Genomic DNA, 16,301 nt, shown 5'->3' on the forward strand with positions numbered 1-16,301 from the left:
TCTGGCCATGACAACAAGAACAGTGGCTACCACGTTGGAAAGGAACAACAATGAATAAAGAAGAGGCCTTAACCCACTTCAATCAGGTCGTACTGGAACCTGCCATTCACTATGCTCTTTCAACCCTTAGAACTTATGTTGTGGAACACAGAGAGGAATTAATCCAAGCTTTCGTGGAGTCGATCAGACAGCTATGTATTCAAGCCAAAATGGATCAGGAACAGCAAGGCAAGAGTTCTGTCGCATTCATTCATTGTTCCATGCTAAGAATGTCGCTAGTTAATGGTAGCTATGCCTACCTCTTGGAGGCTTACTCCGAGGACTGGTATTGGGATAGCATCGGATGTTTCCACGAATACGACGCAACATGGGCCTTTGCGCCATTGAACGAACTGCAGGATTCGCTAATTGTAGAAATGAAACGCTATGGAGGAAAGCTGAACGCATCGGATGCAGAACGGATGATCTTGCAAGCGGCAGGACAATTCAATGCCTTCGTTATGACCATCGCCCGAATGGCTGTACCCCATATCTTGAACTTGCCAGAGATGCAAGCATTAGATCGATCAGATCGCTTCCAGATCAGGGTTGGGGAATATAAGGACTATAGTGAACCGGTGCACATCAGGGAAGGCGATCACCGAAATATACAACACCTTCGAAAAAAAATATCAACAGCAGACGGTTTGGAAAATGCTTATGGGGACTATACTTCGCTTTCTTTGCCTGAGGGTTCATTTGATCATGTCGATGTTCGGTATTCGGACTTCAGTGACGCTGACTTTAGGAAATGTAGCTTCATAAATTCCGTTCTCATCGGCACAAAGTGGCACCGAAGCAACCTAAGCGAAACGGATCTTCGCGGAAGCGTGCTCACCGATGCCAGTTTTCGGGGATGTAACCTGAAGGGAGCCAACCTTTCGGAAACCTCGGATGGAGGAAACGGGGATGGATTTGCAACAACTTCGCTGGGACTTCAAGGTATTTCCTTCGAGAGAGCCAATCTAGAAAACGCGGATTTGAGAGGCGCGAACTTGGCTCAAGCCGATTTCAAAGAGGCAAATCTTACAGGTGCACAGGTATGGATTCATGATCGCGATAAGTATGAAGACCAATGGAGCGACAAGCAACTGGCATCGGTACTTTGGGTGGCACTACCCACGCGAGAAGACAAGGAGGGACTATGGTCCAGCAATATTACGAACTGATCGAAGACCAACGAATATTGAATGTATTCAGGCCACCAGTTATAGATACGCCTTATGATGAATTGCCATTCTCTTCAGTTCGGAGGATCGAGCGAAAACCTCATGACGAAATGACCGATTGGATAACAAGGCCTGCCTACTATATGAGCGATCGCATGAAGCGGCTTATGGAGAACGTCGACGAAACGATTCCGTTTAAATCGGTAACCTTTATCAATGAAGAGAACGGCGAACCATTCAGCTACTGGGTTTTTAAACTCTCCAACGCATCCACATTCTCCAAGAAAAGTGTTTTTCATCCGGATGGTTCATTGAAACAACTCGTATTGGATGCGCAAGCGGTGCAGGATCAGCGGATATGGATGTTGGGTGATGTAAGAGAAACGCGTGTACTGGTTCGTCTTGATTTGGCCGAAAGCATTCTCCGACGGGGGTTCACAGGCTTTGTGTTTCGGAAGGTGGAGATGGAATGAAACCCTATGGTGACGAAGTGCTACTGAAATTAGATCGTAGTATCCGTCTCGCGAAGCGTGCCCAGGAAGACGAGATATTGGAGCTCAATGCATTGACGGAAGAAGAGATCTTCGACGGTGTTAGGCATGGCAATCTCACCCTTCATGGAACATTAATCAGGTTTACTCCACAACAATTTTGGGGGGATGGATTTTTGCTTCCGTTACCAGATGTTTTGGTTCAAGTGCCCCGGGGAAAGTTACAGCAGGATCATAACCGTCAGGGACATGAAGAAGCTATGTGGACAGACGAAATACATGGGATTACCTTCGGTCTAACGAGATTGAACCATCCGCTTGAAGCCAGCCAGGTTGAAGTCATTGGTCATGCCATGACTGAGCAGATGCGAATCCGTAAAAAAGATGCACAGTGGCTTCATGAAGAAACGGTGCATGGAGATCCTCTTGTTATGTTTTACAGTGAATCGATCCAACCATCGGTGCGAGGCATCGCTTACGACATATTCTTCGTAACTTCGGTGGACGGCAGACTGGTTACGGGCAATGTTCGCTTTCCTATGGAACAGCTTCAAATATGGCGACCGATAACAAGGGCTATATTCATGTGTGCTCAGGTCACCGCATAGACGGATGGCCAACACATATTTTGCAGAGGAGGAGAAAACATGTTGCTTCCCATACTTGTCAAAGCCCTCCTGTCCGGAGGGTTCAGCGGTGAGTTTACGTATGTGGTTCGTGGTGCAGAGATATCCTGCAGTGAGGGCTCGGAACCCGGCGTGCTAAATCTACCGCTTTCTCACGGAATTTATATTAAAGAACAGCCTGTAATGAACGTTGCCGACGTTATACCACTGGCCAACGTGGGACGTTGCGGGTTTTGCAAAGTGGATGGAGCGTTATGTGTGCCAGATACGTTTTTCAACAAATGGACCCAAGGCAAAGAGGACGTGTTAGTGGAGGGGGAGTCAGCTCTTCTTAACAGGTCGGAACTGATCTGTCGCAAGGGTGGAACGATAACAATAAATGAGGACGGACAACTGTAATTAAAAGTAAAAAGGAGAAGAAAGGGGAACGTCGTGCAGAACGAAGAACAATCGACACTGACATACGAGGACATCCTAATCCATTGGCCGTATGGGCCTGTACGATTGGATCGGCTGCAGTGGGTTCAGCAGGCCGGTACACATGCCCGTTTATCCTTTAGTGGCTGGATCGATGAAGATTGGGAAGAGACCATTCTTCAACAGGCGGGGAGCCACGATCGTGTCGGATTCATTCGAAAAGATAATACGGGACGGGAAATTCCGTTGTTCAAAGGGCAGTTACATGACATTTCCATTGAAGCGTTCAGAGGAATGACTTATGTAAGAGCGGTGGTCATCTCTCATACCTACGAATTGGACACGTTTCAGCGAACGAGATCCTTTCAAAATGAAAACCTGAGATATCTGGATATTGTCCATCGCGTTATGGACGCGTATCCTGAAGGAGACTATATCGACTATGCCTTGGAGGAAAACAAGACCGGAGTCTTTCTTATGCAGTATCAGGAGACAGATTGGGCATTTTTGAAGCGGATTGCTTCCCACATGGGAGCGGATCTTATTCCTGACGTGACCGCGCACAAGCCTCGTTTTTGGATTGGTTATCCGGAAGGTATAAGGAGCTTCGAACTGAAGGAACTGCCGTATGAGAAGGCGCGTAATCTGGAGAACTATTTACATACCGTAGCTCATGAGCAGCATCAAGTGAACGAAGAGCAATATACGACGTTTACCTTTAACTTGGGTCAGGAACTACAGCCAGGCGACGAAGTATCTTGTGATGGAGCGACGTACCTTATCAACCGCCGCGAAGCAGTCATGGATCGTGGATTGTTACAGTGGACGTATACCTGCGCGTTGCCAACCTTCCATCCTTTGACGAAAAAGTTGCAGACGGATATCATTGGCGCTTCCATAGATGGTAAAATCATTGATGTAAAGCGAAACCAGGTCAAAGTTCACCTTGATATGGATGAAGATCAGCAAGCGGGCGAAGCAAGATGGTTTCCATATGCCGCAGAAGGCAGTCAAGTATGGTACATGATGCCTGAGCATGGTGCAAAGGTGAAACTGTACTTTCCTAGTGCTGAAGAAGATGAAGCGATGGTCATGCAATCGGTTCGGGAGGAGCCCAAGGAAGCAACGCATGCCGCAAAAAGCAGCAAGGTGATGCAAGATCCCGGCGTCAAGTCGTTTGGAAATCCACAAGGAAAGTCATTTACGCTCGGAGACAGCGAGTTGGTCATGACTGCTCAAGAGGGCTCATTATACATTTCCATGGCGGCGGGTAACGGGGTGACCCTAAACAGTACGACGCATATCCAGATTCAATCGATGGGAGACGTTAACATTAGCGGTGGGAATGTCTCGCTCACCGGGGCTGAGGGTCTCTTCATTCAAACAGCAACCGATCATGTGGAATTAGTCGAAGAGGTAAACGGTAAAAGTGAGAAGGTGCTGCTTGAAGCAGAGATTCATCGTTCATTTGAGATGATTGAGTCGGCATTCGACCAAGCTTTAGCAAGCATGGGAGAAGCAGTATTGAAGCAAGAACGCTTAGCACGCAATTGGGAGCTTAGGCACCAAAGTGAACTGAATCGCAACATTGATGAAGGCAAGAGCTTGCTCCGCATGGTAGGAGATGTCGCGGACATCTTATATACAGGACTCGAAGGCCCCGATCAAGTCCGAGCCACGTATAGTAGCTTCAAAGATGGTGGATATGTCGGTCCGTTAGAGGAGAGGAATGCAACGTGGCAAGGTCTAGTCAAGACTTGGGACTATGCAAGCGATGTGGTGACACTTCAAAAGTCTTGGGGTGAGCTCGGGAATGACGCCTTAGGGGTCGCGAGTGAATTCATTAATCCTCTCATGAACCAGGCCAAAAAGGATCCGATCACCATGCTGACGTTCACCGAAGAAGAGAGTAAACAGGCGGGTGTCTCGGATGCGGAAGCTAATTTAGCTCAGCTCGACATTGCGGGAATGGCGCTAGGAGGCAGTTCGCTAGTCAAGAAAAGCGCCATGAAAATCAATAAATTGGGACGTAAGTCGGACCATGGAGATGGTTCGGGGCCAAAAGGTTTCCTTCATGGAGATGGAGATGGCCCAGACAGCACCAGTGCAGTATTAAAAGATGGGAAATTCAAGACCAATGCGGCATTACTTCCTCCATCTCTGAATGAGTTGGGCGAACTCATCGCTAAAGCGGTGGGTAAAATGACGGAAGGTGCTGCGGCCAGTATTCCGTGGCGCATTAGGTACGTACAATTACCCGACGGTGGGAACGTACCAGTTATTATGAAGATGGACAAACAGGGTTCATCAGGTAACCGTAAGGAAGACCTCAAGGGTGGAACTGAGGGGACGGGTAAAGATTTACTTTCCCCTAATGGTAATTTTATAGACTCTAAGTTAGAATCGGATTATCAAAAGTATCTTGCTCGTAAAGCTAAAGAGGGTAAAACTGCGAGGGATAGATTAGATTGGAAACAAGAAAGGGAATATTGGTTAAATGATTCGCCAATGGCAAGAGGAAATGCATTCAACAATAAGGCTGAAGAAGAACTTTGGTATCCATTTAATGAAGTACATCTTAGTACTGGGAAACGGGTAGATTCCTATGACCCGATTACAAAAGAAATTGTGTCAAGAAAAGCAACTAATCTAGAGTCTATTGACCAATCTACATTTGAAAGTTATTTGAAAGAATTGAAAAATAAATATCCTTCAGGTACAGTTATTAGATCTAACAAGTATCCTGAAATTGATGGACAACCTCTTACGGGAAAACAGATACTTGAAATACCAGATTCAAATAAAAACTTTGATAAAATGCAGGAGTATATTGAGTTAGCAAAAAGCAAATATAATGTTGAAATTCGATTTAGGGAGGAATAAATGTGGAGTTAAAGTCAGAAGTGAGAACATCACTAAATAAAATTGATTTTATCAATAGATATAGAGAGCTGTATATGAAATATACGTTTGGTTCGAATGAGAGATTTAAGACTTATGATAATAATCTTGTTATTGCTATATTCAAAGATTTGGGATACAGTGTTAGTTTCGACAAGAAAGAGAACTTTTTCAAATTTGTTGAGGAGTTTTCTACCTATAAATTTCAAGTGAATATTTCTGTAAAAGTTGGACATGCTGAAATAATTTGGGTTGTATGGAAAAATGGAGAACTACAAACAGGTATCCCTTGGATTCTGTTAAAAAGTTTGATGGGTAATACTGATCAGAACATTAAGTATCCTATTTTTCGTAATTATGAAGATCTCAAAATGATATTAAAAGAGTCATTTTTAATGTATGAGGATTTCAAACGGGAGTTGCTATCAATTTATAATAACGAAATCAGTGAGCTATAGCTTTGAAGATCGAATCCCCGCCCTGTGCGAATAAGTCGGGCGACTGATTTCAAGTAGACCTAACCCTTGTCGTTGGTACGCACATCAAATGCTTTAATTTTATTATTTACATAAAGCTATTCCGTTACATTGGACAGGTCGATTATGGTCAAATATCACCATAATTGACCTGTTTTTTGTTGTGTTCGCTTTCTCACTGATTTTCACAAAAATTCTTCGCAACTGTAGTACACTTCGCCTCGATAGGGAGGATGAAAAGACAAATCATCTTTTGGGGTAGTTAGCCCGACCATTAATAATATCAGGACTTATCTGCAACTTGTCCGAAACGAATGGACTGCTTGCTGAGATGGTTTTCGTGAACGAACAATTTGGTGACGACCATTTGGCATAGAACAGGTAGGGTAACGTTTAGAGGCTAGCCACCTGCCCTCTAATTAAGCCCGAAATTCATCAAAAATTTGGAAGAGAGCAGAACTTACTGGGATCTCTTTTCTTTTACCCAAAGATCTTCAATATTATTTGTACAGGAAATTTGTATATGAGGTTCAGATATACAAGATACATATATAGATTATCAAAAAAATATTGGGAATGTCTCGCTCACCGGGGCTGAGGGTCTCTTCATTCAAACAGCAACCGATCATGTGGAATTAGTCGAAGAGGTAAACGGCAAGAGTGAGAAGGTGCTGCTTGAAGCAGAGATTCATCGTTCATTTGAGATGATTGAGTCGGCATTCGACCAAGCTTTGGCAAGCATGGGAGAAGCGTAATTGAAGCAAGAACGCTTAGCGCGCAATTGGGAGCTTAGACACCAAAGCGAACTGAATCGCAACATTGATGAAGGCAAGAGCTTGCTCCGCATGGTAGGAGATGTCGCGGACATCTTATATACCGGACTCGAAGGCCCCGATCAAGTCCGAGCCACGTATAGTAGCTTCAAAGATGGTGGATATGTCGGCCCGTTAGAGGAGAGGAATGCAACGTGGCAAGGTCTAGTCAAGACATGGGACTATGCAAGCGATGTGGTGACACTTCAAAAGTCTTGGGGTGAGCTCGGGAATGATGCCTTAGGGGTCGCGAGTGAATTCATCACTCCTCTCATGAACCAGGCCAAAAAAGATCCGATCACCATGCTGACGTTCACCGAAGAAGAGAGTAAACAGGCGGGTGTCTCGGATGCGGAAGCGAGTTTAGCTCAGCTCGACATTGCGGGAATGGCGCTAGGAGGCAGTTCGCTAGTCAAGAAAAGCGCCATGAAAATCAATAAATTGGGACGTAAGTCGGATCATGGAGATGGTTCGGGGCCAAAAGGTTTCCTTCATGGGGATGGAGATGGCCCAGACAGCACCAGTGCAGTATTAAAAGATGGGAAATTCAAGACCAATGCGGCATTACTTCCTCCATCTCTGAATGAGTTGGGCGAACTCATCGCTAAAGCGGTGGGGAAAATGACGGAAGGTGCTGCGGCCAGTATTCCGTGGCGCATTAGGTACGTACAATTACCCGACGGTGGGAACGTACCAGTCATTATGAAGATGGACAAGCAGGGTTCATCAGGTAACCATAAGGAAGACCTCAAGGGTGGAACTGAGGGGACGGGTAAAAAGACAGGGAAGTTAGACCTATCAGATTTCACTAAAGAAATAATGAAAACAAAACCTATGAACTCACGAGTTCCAAAAAAATGGTATGATAAGGGAGGAACTATTTCAATTGATGAGAATGGAACTTGGACATATACTAACAAAAATGGAATTTCAGTAAGTTATCCAGGCGGCTACCCTGATTTTTCACCATACTATCATCCTACTGTGGCACCAGTAACCATAAAAGTTTCATCTCCAAAAAATAATCATAAAGATTTCGAGAACGCAAATAAAGAAGCGGGCTTAAGTAAAGATTCTGATCCACCAGTGCCGAGTAAAAATGAACCCCCTGATGGATATACATGGCATCATCATGAAGATGGTAAGACTATGGTTTTAGTGGAAGAAGATATTCATGACGAATTCAAACATATTGGTGGGCAATCTAAGGTCAATGGTAAAAACAAAACAAAAAATAGTGAGGAGTAGTTTCTATGGCTGAAGTTGTACGAGTACATGATAAGGTATCTTTAGAGCAAATAGAAAATTTTGAGAATACTACAAATATCAAATTACCTACGTTATATAGAGATTTTTTATTAGAATATAATGGGGGGCGTGTTCAACCGAATGTCTTTAAAATCTCCTCGGATGAGGGTGAAAGTGCATTAAATATATTTTATGGAATTGGCAGCATGAGAAGTAATCTAGAAAAAAAATTTGATTTTTTTGATGATATATTGGAAATTGGCTTTATTCCTATTGCTAGTGATTCAGGTGGTAACCAGGTTTGTTTAGGTGTTACTGAAGAGTTCTATGAGCAGATTTATTTCTGGATACATGATGAAGAGTATGATGAGGCTATGGAAAACATGTTTTTTTTGGCGAAGAATATTAATGAGTTTATTGGTAGTTTGTACGACACCGAATAGAGTTTCTGTTCAAACAGGAGAAGCAAAGTTGCTCAATTCTTAAATCAGTATGATTGGCGGCTCAATTCGAGAAATTCAGTTATGATTGAAGTTTCAGCTCCTGTGCTAGTAGCATAAACTAACTAGATATTCGCTCATAGTCATTAGATCTTAGTAATATAGACAAGTACTTGCCTCGACTATAATTGGGGAAATACACAAAAAATGGATGAGTTAAAAGAAGATTAGCGCTGTCCAATGGTGACGTGGCAGTTAAGACCTGTATAAAAAAGAAACCCCGCACAACGGCGGGGGACAGGTTAGCTAAACAACGGTTAATATTACAGTAGTAATCGATATGATCGTCGAAAGAGATTTCTTCATTTCTGTTGTACGTACATCAAATGCTTTAATTTTATAACTTGAATAACGCTATTCCAATACATCTAGCAGGTTGATAATGGTCAGATACCACCATGATCGACCTGTTTTTTGTAATGTTCGCTTTCTCACCGATTTATAAAATTCTTCGTAACTGTAGTATACTTCGCCTCGATTGGGAAGATGAAAAGACAAAGCATCATTCGGGGTAGTTAGCCCGACCATTAATCATGTCAAGACTTAGCTGCAACTTGTACGTAATGACAGGATTGCTTGCCGCGATGGTTATCGTGAAAGAACAATTTGAGGATTGTGTATGAGGTTTAGTTATACAAGATCCATCAAAAAAATAATTTTCATTCTGAAATTAACGGTAGAATGGAACTAGTACCTTTTGGTATACATAATTCCATAAATCATAAAGGTGGAAGAGCTCCTGGTGGTTGGGCGCACGCTAAAAGATAAAATATAGGGAGAGAAAAAGATGAGAATGGATATTAATACAGTTGTTCTACCATTACCGAGCGATGAATTATTAGATGTAGTCGAACGAAGCTTGAGAGTTTCATTTCCCGAAGCTTATAGAATCTTTATTAAGGAGAATAATGGAGCTGTACCAATCACTAATGTTTTTAGTTTTAATCAGCATAAATATCTTATTGAGAAATTTTTGTGTGTACTAGATGACAGTGAGTCTGATCCCATAAATGGTTGGTATGATATTGAGGTTACTATTACACAAATAGGGGATAGATTAACTGACAATGAAGATTTAGTCGGAATGAATGTAGTCCCGATCGCAGCGCTTTTTTCAGGAGATTTTATTTGTTTAGATTTCAGAGAAACAAAAGAGCCTACAGTAGTTATTTGGTTTCATGAAGAGTCTGAGGAATTTTCTCCTGTGATACAAATGGTTGCCTGTAATATAACTGAATTTTTTGAAATGCTAAAAGAGTAGAGCTTTTTTAGTTGATGTTAAGGTACTATAAATTGCCCATCCTGTGCCGAAAGAGTCTGGGGGCTGATTTCAAAAGATTGATTTCATCGATCCTCTCATCCGATCACCATGCTAACGTTAACCGAAGAGAGATGCAAATGTCAGTATTGGATAAAAATAAAATAGATGGAATTGGAAAGGGTAAAAATGAAAATAAGTTAGCGTTAATGATTGCAGACCATTTAGATTGGGAAAATGAACTCCAACACTTAACATTTTTGCAAGACAAAATTAATGCATATATATCATTTATTGAAAGTGGGCAAGCCTATAGCATCTATCCAGATGCTAAGTCAGTAGATGGGTTTATTTTTGATTTAAGATTTAAATATAAACCAACTGAGAATTGCAATAGAATGTTGGATGTATTTAGAAATAATATTCAAGATTTGAGAATCGAGTTTAAAATATATGAATCCTAGATTACTTGTATTTGGGGTGAAAGTATGAAATCAAACGAAGTATTTGATAATGTATGTAGTTTAATATCTGAAAAGTATATAAATAGTGGTTGGAAATATTCTAAGTCAGGTCATTGGATGACAAAAAAAGACGGGAATTTCATGTGTAAGATATTTTTTTATACAAGTTGGAATAATATATCAGATAAAAATGTAGCATTTTATGGTGAATGTGCAATTATCCCATTAAAATCAAAAGATAAAATATTTCATAATAATACCCGTCAAAGTAATGTACCAAAAGGTCATTTATATTGGAACATAGCAAATGAAGAAGATTGGGATCGGACAATTGAAGAATTTACTAGTTGGTTAGATAGCTCGTTCATGCCAATTGTAGAAAGCTGTATGAATGACCTAGAAAACTTTGTGAAACAAGTTGCTATGAGAGGATTTTATCCTTCAAATGGTTATGTGGTTGATATTAATTTTATATTAACTCATGGTTCTCGTAAATTAGCAGAAGAAGCCACTAAAAGGTACTATGCAAGTTTAGATGAGCCCATAAAAAAGAATTTAAAGAAAATTATGAGAGTATGATAAATGGTAATGAGGCCGTGAGTGCGTACGGTAATAATATGATGAGGAATTATTCTAATTTTAGAACTATACTAGAAAATAATATAGCTGTGACGTTATAACAAATTAAATTATTAATATCGTTTGCGATAATTGGTAATCCAGTTATCGCTTTTTGTTATGCCAAATAGCTTTACAACCTAGGGGACGGGATATTCTGATAAGTTACCGAGTCAAGGTACGGTTGACGCAGGTATAAATGGAGCACCAAAAGTAGATGCAGGAAAGCAAGGTGCATACTCCATATAATGGTAATAACGTTTCAACCAATTCGCAGTGGCTTGAAGAATCAAATGCATCAACAGTTAAGTTATCACTATCCGTCTTACAAGAAGTCCTTTTGTGACATTGACGGTAAATCCGCCCTTGCTTTTTGGGAGAAGTATCCTGCACCGCATCAGGCGTTGACGGTGGGGGTAGATGAACTGGCGGAGTATTTACGTGAAGCAAATCATAACACCTTTTCCACCCGTAAGGCAGAAGGAATACTGGAATTGGTGAAGCAGGATGGCGAGACGAAGCGGAAATTCCAAGAATACGGAGACTTCCTCATCGTCAACATGGTGGGGGACATGCGAAGAAGTCGGGAACTCATCAAGTATATTGAGGAACAGCTTTGGGTCGTATTGGCACAGACTGATTACAGGCTAGAGTCGATGGATGGAATTAGCACCGTTACAGCGGCGGAACTGATTGCTGAAATCGGAGATATTCGTCCCTTCTCCAATGCCGACAAGTTAGCCCGTTTTACCGGAATCGTTCCTGTCCGCTTTAGTTCGGGCGGCAAGGGAAAAGACCATGCCAGTGGACAAGGAAATCGTGTACTGAATGCCATCTTTCATAACCTATCCGTTCAGCAAATCCAAGTCGATGGTATTGGTCCACGAAAAAGTCCAGATTTCATAATTGAAGGACAAGTGTTTGATTGTTATGCTCCTGAATCAACTAATCTAAGTACTATTAGTAAAATGCTCAGAGATAAAACCACAAATTAAGCAAGGAGAATAGTGTTGAATTTAAATGATTATCCTTTTGAAAAAAGAACTGAACTTATAGAGTTTATATTAGGTCAGACTCACAAGGATTTAAACATTTAAATGAACTATTAGTCATTGAAGGCCGTCAAGTAACTAGAGCATATTGGAGGTATGAGTAAGTGGATTATTCGTTAAGTATTGGTTCTGATTTTCCTAAAGAAGAATTGAGCAAATTGCTGTATAGTATGTTATGCGAAGTATTATTTGTAGAATTAATTGATTATGAGGCAGAAGTATGGGACAGATCCTATACTCACAGCGTAAGTGTTGGTTGCACATATTTTTCAATGAGCATTAATTTAGATGATGATGAGGACTATACAGAACGTTATCGGAAGGCAAATCTTGAAGCGTATGGTGTAGATACGAATGTTTTTATTAGTATTCAATTTAAAACGCATACGATTGAAATCGGATGGCTAAAACTACTTGAAGTCGTTGGAAAACTATTGAATTTAAACAATCTGGATTTGGTTGTTGAGGATCAAACTGCGTGCCCTCTATTTAAAAGAATTAAAGGGCGTTTGATTATTAATAGCAATTTAGATTATAGAGCATGGTATCTGACAAAAGAAAATCTAGCACTATTGAATTATCCATATGAAGAGGGGGAGGTGTAAGGATCGGGAGTATATAAGATAATACCTTCCTATTATTTTAGCGGCTGGTTTCAATTAAACATTACTCATGTAATAACATATAAAGATTTCTCCATTTCTGTTGTACGCACATCAACTGCTTAAGTTTATAAATTAAATAATGCTATTCCGTTACATTTAATAGGTCAATTATGTCAGATACCACCAGAATATGATGGGTATTCGCTCCGACCGTCTAGATTTAATGTAACTTACACAATAGATGGTGAGCTAAAAGTTTTCGATATAATAAATCGAAAGGAGATTGGATTATGACAAAGGTATTTGAAGATTATTTTTCAGAACTACAGGCAGATATGGTGTCAATTTGTCTTTAGTATGTTAGCAATAAGGCAGATATGATATATATATACGGTTCTAATGAATTTGGGCAATTTAGTACAGATGTATTTTATCAAATTAACAATTTTTTTGTGAAAAAACATAAGGTTAATGATGCAGTATCAGACACTGATAGTAAGTCAAGACTTGTTTATAATACTTCGAAAGAAAGACAAGTTACTTTGCTTAACATTTTAAATAAAAATCTCCGTGAAATTAGTGAGTTGTGCAAAAAAAGTAATATGGAAATGCCTACAGAGATGAAATTGACTTATGATGTATCTAAGAACAAATTAGATGGTCAGTACAGTTACGAGATAAAATATACAAATGATCCTGAAAAATTATCTAGTCATATATTAGATGATTGGTTCGAAGAAGTGGGCAGAAAGTTATAGTATTAAATCACCCGTTTCGCTGCTGGAGGTAAGGCAAAAGGTGTGGTTCTCGTTGTCGAGAGTCTTTATTAATGACGGATTGTCAAGCCACGTGCGACAGTTCCTCTGAAAAGGATTCGTGAGCGGTTCTCCAACCCGAACATTTACGTGGTCTGTTATTGATTAAAACGAGTGAGTGGGCGAGGTCATCATCCTCCACTTCAGCAAGATCAACCCTTTCGGGAAAAACTCCCGAAGCAGCCCGTTTGCATTCTCATTGGAACCCCGTTGCCAAGAGGAGTATGGATCAGGATGGCATCCACATTTGCATAGCAAGCAAACTCTTTGCCACGGTCTGCTGTAGCGGTCAGAAATGTCCCCTTCGAGTACTGTGAAATAGCTACACCAAAGGCGATTTCCATTGACAAGGCCGTTCGATCTGGCATGAGTATGGCGGTATACAGATGAGTCTTTCGTTCAATGAACGTGGCGATGCATCCTTTGCTTTTTCCACGACTCGAAACCATCGTGTCTAGCTCACAGTGTCCAAATGTTTCACGTGAGCGAACCTCTTGAGGACGCTGAGCAATGGGCTTTCCAATCCTGAATCTACCGCGAGTTTCAGTTGGTTTCTGACGCTTTCCTTTGTGAAGTTGAACCGGAGAATGAGGCGTCGATTAAACTGTTGCGCAAGCTTGGTTTTCAGTAGGAAGGTGTTTTGCGGGAGCATGAGTTTGAGAAGGGAAGATACGTTGACCTTGCCGTGTTCTCTAAACTGAGAAGTGAAGCTTAAGCCATAATGTTTAGTTTGCGTGTTAAATGGAATAAGCGAAATCGATTCTATTAAACTTAAAGTATTATACATACAGAGAGGATGTTTTCACATGAAACGTATATCAACTTCTGAACTAAATGAAATTTTAGCAAAAGCTACATTATCGGCCAGACAAGAAGCTAAGATGAATGGTGTACCCATTGTATATGAAGAAAATGAAAAAATGATTAAGGAATATGCAGATGGCAGGAAAACCGAGATCATTTTTGACGAAAATGGTAAGAAAACGGAAATCGAATACCCTTAATAACCTTGTCCTTGCGAATTCGTTCATGCTATATTGGAGAGATGTGAGGAGATGAGGATATGAAATTAGTGTCCTGGAATGTAAATGGATTACGGGCATGTGTGACCAAGGGATTTATGGATTATTATCAGGAGAGCCAGGCTGATATTTTCTGTGTGCAAGAGACGAAGCTACAGGCAGGCCAGATCGAGATGGATCTGGGTGAGGATGTATATCAATACTGGAATTATGCGATCAAAAAAGGCTATTCCGGCACAGCCGTATTTACCCGGATCAAGCCATTTTCCGTCTGGTATGGGATGGAGGAAGACAGTGAGCCGGAAGGTCGAATGATTACACTGGAGTTTGATGAATTTTATCTGGTGAATGTGTATACACCTAATGCAAAGCGTGACCTGACCCGATTACCTTACCGTCTCGAATGGGAGGATCGTTTCCTGAAATACCTTCAGCAATTGGAAGCGACCAAACCGGTTATCGTATGTGGTGACCTGAATGTAGCTCATCAAGAGATTGACCTGAAGAATCCAAAGCCCAATATGGGCAATTCAGGGTTCACATTAGAAGAGCGAGGTAAAATGACGGACTTGCTCGCGACAGGATATGTGGATAGTTTCCGTCACCTGTATCCGGATCGCACGGATGTGTATAGCTGGTGGTCGTATATGCCAAAGGTTAGAGAACGGAACGTTGGCTGGCGTATCGATTATTTTCTGGTATCCAATCAACTGGTCTCAAAAGTCGAGGATGCACATATTGACTGCCATGTGATGGGTAGCGATCATTGTCCTGTCGGGCTAACATTAAATTGTAAAGGTTGAACTAGACATTTACACAAGAACGGAGAGGACAGAAATAACGTGAAGAAGCGAAGCGTTCGCCTGAAAGCTTTCTGCAAGAAAGCTGCATCGGAAGCATAAACTATCCCCGGATTTTCCCTTAGAAAAAGGGAATCAGAAAAATCTGGGGATAACAGCGATCGGAATGTTGTTCTGTCATTGGAGTGGTCAGTGTAAATATTTTAGTTCAATCGCAATAATTCGAATGCAATATGCCGCAAGTTTCCTAGGAGTGACAGGAGACTTGCGGTTTTTTAGTTATTTTCAACGATCCCGGAGAGGATTACATACTAGACTAAAGTTGGGGATTAGACTAGGCTCTGGATCGTTTCTTGCCACGAGAACATGGGTTAGGATTAATACATACATAAGGAGTCTTGGCTTAGCATGGATTCGGAACGGATATCAAGTTGCATGGGGAGGACGAGAATGGATAGATTGCTGGGTAGAGGTATTCGAATTGTTGGCGGTGTGATGGTTGTAACAGGTGTTCTTTTATTTGTCGGGGCGGGCTACATGGTAGTGCAGGACGTACAAACGAGGCAGGCTTATCTGCCAACGGAAAGAATAGATGAGTTTAACAGGGGTCATGTACAGGTGAATACATCTAGCACGTTACATTCAGGTGGAATAAGGCTTGCTTCTGATCCCGAAGATTCAACCTTGGTTGAAGAGTTTACACAAGTTTATGAGCATCTGAAATCTTCACTGAACCTGGAGTTATATGAATAAGCGAATTGTGGCTTGATTGAATCATAGCCGAGAAGGAGGAAGAGGGATGAAGGTAAAGGTGATGGGCGGATTCCTAGCTTGGTTTCTGGTCAGCTTCTTGCTATCCATCGCAGCACTATCTGTCATGATGCTGTATGCCTCAACGTACGTTGAAGCAGCTTCATATATACATTCATCACATCTTCTTACGATGAGTTCATCGTAATGATTGTAGGATAGGATTTCTTAGGTTTCT

The 16,301-nt window shown here is 41.3% G+C and carries 19 protein-coding genes and 2 pseudogenes; 20 read left to right on the plus strand and 1 reads right to left on the minus strand.

Translation table 11 applies throughout. From position 1 onward, the window contains the following. Positions 1-50: 50 nt before the first annotated feature. The 16 genes and pseudogenes from M3636_RS01110 (at position 51) to M3636_RS01180 (ending at position 13,434) form a co-directional block, all read left to right on the plus strand. Positions 51-1,208, plus strand: coding sequence for a pentapeptide repeat-containing protein (locus tag M3636_RS01110; protein WP_251381025.1), 1,158 nt, complete (start codon positions 51-53; stop codon positions 1,206-1,208). After that, a complete protein-coding gene (locus M3636_RS01115; RefSeq protein ID WP_251381026.1) occupies positions 1,184-1,681 on the plus strand; it encodes an imm11 family protein in 498 nt (165 codons plus the stop codon). The genes M3636_RS01110 and M3636_RS01115 overlap by 25 nt, the downstream gene beginning before the upstream one ends. Continuing rightward, the gene (locus M3636_RS01120) at positions 1,678-2,307 is read left to right on the plus strand and encodes a hypothetical protein (protein ID WP_251381027.1); all 630 of its coding nucleotides are present in this window, start codon (positions 1,678-1,680) and stop codon (positions 2,305-2,307) included. The genes M3636_RS01115 and M3636_RS01120 overlap by 4 nt, the downstream gene beginning before the upstream one ends. 39 nt (positions 2,308-2,346) lie before the next feature. After that, positions 2,347-2,724, plus strand: a complete 378-nt coding sequence (locus M3636_RS01125) for a DUF4280 domain-containing protein (protein ID WP_251381028.1) — start codon at positions 2,347-2,349, stop codon at positions 2,722-2,724. 33 nt (positions 2,725-2,757) lie between these two features. Then, positions 2,758-5,625, plus strand: coding sequence for a phage late control D family protein (locus M3636_RS01130; RefSeq protein WP_251381029.1), 2,868 nt, complete (start codon positions 2,758-2,760; stop codon positions 5,623-5,625). A 2-nt stretch (positions 5,626-5,627) separates the two neighbouring features. Further along, positions 5,628-6,101, plus strand: coding sequence for a hypothetical protein (locus M3636_RS01135; RefSeq protein ID WP_251381030.1), 474 nt, complete (start codon positions 5,628-5,630; stop codon positions 6,099-6,101). 647 nt (positions 6,102-6,748) lie between these two features. Continuing rightward, positions 6,749-6,874 (plus strand): hypothetical protein, encoded by a 126-nt coding sequence (locus M3636_RS29410; protein WP_285858418.1) that lies wholly within the window; start codon positions 6,749-6,751, stop codon positions 6,872-6,874. Beyond that, positions 6,875-8,179, plus strand: a complete 1,305-nt coding sequence (locus tag M3636_RS01140; protein WP_251381031.1) for an HNH endonuclease — start codon at positions 6,875-6,877, stop codon at positions 8,177-8,179. It abuts the gene before it with no gap. A 5-nt stretch (positions 8,180-8,184) separates the two neighbouring features. Beyond that, positions 8,185-8,622 carry an SMI1/KNR4 family protein gene (locus M3636_RS01145; protein WP_128103119.1) on the plus strand — a complete coding sequence of 146 codons (438 nt, stop codon included), beginning with the start codon at positions 8,185-8,187 and terminating at the stop codon, positions 8,620-8,622. Between the two features lie 726 nt (positions 8,623-9,348). Beyond that, positions 9,349-9,447 carry an HNH endonuclease gene (locus M3636_RS01150; RefSeq protein WP_353056280.1) on the plus strand — a complete coding sequence of 33 codons (99 nt, stop codon included), beginning with the start codon at positions 9,349-9,351 and terminating at the stop codon, positions 9,445-9,447. Positions 9,448-9,466: 19 nt separating this feature from the next. Continuing rightward, positions 9,467-9,940: an SMI1/KNR4 family protein gene (locus M3636_RS01155; protein ID WP_128103118.1), complete on the plus strand. Its 474-nt coding sequence runs from the start codon at positions 9,467-9,469 to the stop codon at positions 9,938-9,940. A 137-nt stretch (positions 9,941-10,077) separates the two neighbouring features. Next, positions 10,078-10,401 carry a DUF6572 domain-containing protein gene (locus tag M3636_RS01160; RefSeq protein WP_128103117.1) on the plus strand — a complete coding sequence of 108 codons (324 nt, stop codon included), beginning with the start codon at positions 10,078-10,080 and terminating at the stop codon, positions 10,399-10,401. Positions 10,402-10,425: 24 nt separating this feature from the next. After that, positions 10,426-11,081, plus strand: a pseudogene (locus M3636_RS01165) (hypothetical protein). Positions 11,082-11,267: 186 nt separating this feature from the next. After that, positions 11,268-12,014, plus strand: coding sequence for a transposase (locus tag M3636_RS01170; protein WP_251381032.1), 747 nt, complete (start codon positions 11,268-11,270; stop codon positions 12,012-12,014). A 161-nt stretch (positions 12,015-12,175) separates the two neighbouring features. Next, a complete protein-coding gene (locus M3636_RS01175) occupies positions 12,176-12,676 on the plus strand; it encodes a hypothetical protein (protein ID WP_251381033.1) in 501 nt (166 codons plus the stop codon). Between the two features lie 377 nt (positions 12,677-13,053). After that, positions 13,054-13,434, plus strand: a complete 381-nt coding sequence (locus M3636_RS01180; RefSeq protein ID WP_353056261.1) for a DUF600 domain-containing protein — start codon at positions 13,054-13,056, stop codon at positions 13,432-13,434. A gap of 82 nt (positions 13,435-13,516) precedes the next feature. Here M3636_RS01180 and M3636_RS01185 read toward each other — a convergent pair. Beyond that, positions 13,517-14,063, minus strand: a pseudogene (locus tag M3636_RS01185) (IS30 family transposase); the annotation flags it as partial. Between the two features lie 234 nt (positions 14,064-14,297). Between M3636_RS01185 and M3636_RS01190 the strand changes: the two are divergent. From M3636_RS01190 to M3636_RS01205, 4 genes are all read left to right on the plus strand, one after another. Continuing rightward, the gene (locus M3636_RS01190; protein WP_145408265.1) at positions 14,298-14,495 is read left to right on the plus strand and encodes a hypothetical protein; all 198 of its coding nucleotides are present in this window, start codon (positions 14,298-14,300) and stop codon (positions 14,493-14,495) included. Positions 14,496-14,554: 59 nt separating this feature from the next. Further along, positions 14,555-15,316, plus strand: coding sequence for an exodeoxyribonuclease III (locus tag M3636_RS01195; protein ID WP_251381034.1), 762 nt, complete (start codon positions 14,555-14,557; stop codon positions 15,314-15,316). A 447-nt stretch (positions 15,317-15,763) separates the two neighbouring features. After that, positions 15,764-16,066 carry a hypothetical protein gene (locus tag M3636_RS01200; protein WP_145408267.1) on the plus strand — a complete coding sequence of 101 codons (303 nt, stop codon included), beginning with the start codon at positions 15,764-15,766 and terminating at the stop codon, positions 16,064-16,066. Between the two features lie 46 nt (positions 16,067-16,112). Continuing rightward, positions 16,113-16,271 carry a hypothetical protein gene (locus M3636_RS01205; protein WP_164848766.1) on the plus strand — a complete coding sequence of 53 codons (159 nt, stop codon included), beginning with the start codon at positions 16,113-16,115 and terminating at the stop codon, positions 16,269-16,271. Positions 16,272-16,301 lie beyond the last annotated feature (30 nt).

The sequence above is a fragment of the Paenibacillus sp. MER 99-2 genome (assembly GCF_023714095.1).
GTDB lineage: Bacteria > Bacillota > Bacilli > Paenibacillales > Paenibacillaceae > Paenibacillus.